This window comes from Sphingomonas sp. PP-CE-3G-477 (assembly GCF_003050745.1).
Taxonomy (GTDB): Bacteria; Pseudomonadota; Alphaproteobacteria; order Sphingomonadales; family Sphingomonadaceae; genus Sphingomonas.
In genome coordinates, this window is record NZ_QAOF01000028.1 from 1 (window position 1) to 1,835 (window position 1,835).

Consider the following 1,835-nt stretch of genomic DNA (forward strand, 5'->3'; position numbering starts at 1 on the left):
TGTGAAGGAAATCGGGCATCGGTAGATGTACGATATCCTCCAAAGCATGAAGCCGCGGGCCGCAAATGCTGGTCTATGGGTTTTTCGGTTTTCGCGTCGGTGTGAGGGGCATGCAACGGCCGACCGGGCGGGTACTGGTGGGCTGAAGGGCAGCTTCTAGATGGCAAGCATGGCCTGCATTTGGGTTTGAACAACGACGTGGAAGGGCGTTCAGCGCGCTAGACGACATCGTCGACGCGAGCGTCATCATCGCCGGAAGCGCACAGGTCGCGCGGCGGAATGAGGGCGAGCCATGCCGGGTCATGGCGGGGTGGTCCCGGTCGGGTCGGTGCCATGCGGCGGTGCGCGGGGCTGGCGCCAGCGTTCGAAGGTTTCGATGACGAGCATGCGTCCGCCGCAGCATGGGCATGGCGGGCGGGCATCCTCGGGTTCAGTCGGCGCGGCTGCGGCCACGGGCGGGGCGACCCCGAGCAGTTGGCGGGCGTGGTCGAGGTGAGCCTTGCGGGTGGCGCCGGCGAGCAGGCCGTAATGGCGGATGCGGTGGAAGCCCTTCGGGAGAACGTGGATCAGGAAGCGGCGGATAAACTCGTCAGGGGCCAGCGTCATCAGCTGCTGCCGGTCGGCGATATCGTTGCGGTAATTCTTGTAGCGTAATGTCACCCCGGTCTCGTCGAAGCGGACGAGGCGGCTGTTCGAGATCGCCACGCGGTGGGTGTAGCGCGACAGATAAGCGAGCACCGCCTGAGGGCCGGCGAACGGCGGCTTGGCATAAACGACCCAGTTCTTTTTGCGGACCGGGGACAGGTGTCGCAGGAAGATGCGGCGGTCGGCGAGGCCCGCGAGACTGCCATAGAACGCGAGCCGTCCCGTCTCGTACAGCGCCATCAGCCGGGTCAGGAACAGGCGGCGGAACAGCTTGCCGAGCACGCGCACCGGCAGCAGGAACGCCGGGCGTGACGACACCCAGCGGCTGCCGTCCGGCGACAGTCCACCGCCCGGCACGATCATGTGGATGTGCGGATGGTGGGTCATCGCCGACCCCCAGGTGTGAAGGACCGCGGTGATGCCGATGCGGGCGCCGAGATGCTTCGGGTCAGCGGCGATGGTCGTCATCGTCTCGGACGCCGCCTGGAACAGCAGGCCGTAGACTGCAGCCTTGTTCTGGTACGCGATGTCGGCGACCTCGGCCGGGAGCGTGAACACGACGTGGAAATAGCCGACCGGAAGCAGGTCGGCCTCGCGCTCGGCAAGCCATGCGCGCGCGGCCGCACCCTGGCACCGGGGACAATGCCGGTTGCGACAGGAGTTATAGGCGACCCGCCAGTGTCCGCAGTCGGTGCATGCCTCGGTGTGGCCGCCGAGCGCAGCGGTGCGGCAATGCTCGATGGCCGACATGACCTTGAGCTGGTCGAGGCTCAGATGCCCGGCATGGGCGGTCCGGTACGCAGGACCGGCAGCACGGAAAATGTCGGCGACCTCGAGCGAGGTGCGCATCGCGCGCTCACCCGGCGGGTGGTTTGCCCTCCATCAGCGCCATCAACCGGTCGAGTGGCCCCGTCACCGCATGGATCGTGCGCGTGGCGACCTTGGTATAGAGCGCGGTCGTTTCGAGCTTGCTGTGCCCGAGCAGTACCTGGATGACGCGGATGTCGACGTCCTGCTCGAGCAGATGGGTGGCAAAACTGTGCCGCAGCGTGTGCGGGCTGACGCGCTTGCGGATCCCGGCCGCCTCGGCAGCCTCATGAACGGCGCGGTGGAGCTGTCTGGTCGAGATCGGATCGGTGTAGCTACGCCCCGGGAACAGCCAGCCGTGCGGCAACAGGACACTGCGCCGC

Annotated in this window: 2 protein-coding genes; both read right to left on the minus strand. The window is 66.9% G+C overall.

The genetic code is table 11. From position 1 onward, the window contains the following. Positions 1-300: 300 nt before the first annotated feature. Positions 301-1,494: an IS91 family transposase gene (locus C8J45_RS18775; RefSeq protein ID WP_107964661.1), complete on the minus strand. Its 1,194-nt coding sequence runs from the start codon at positions 1,492-1,494 to the stop codon at positions 301-303. 7 nt (positions 1,495-1,501) lie between these two features. Further along, the coding region (locus tag C8J45_RS18780) for a tyrosine-type recombinase/integrase (RefSeq protein ID WP_146168675.1) at positions 1,502-1,835 on the minus strand (334 nt) is incomplete at its 5' end.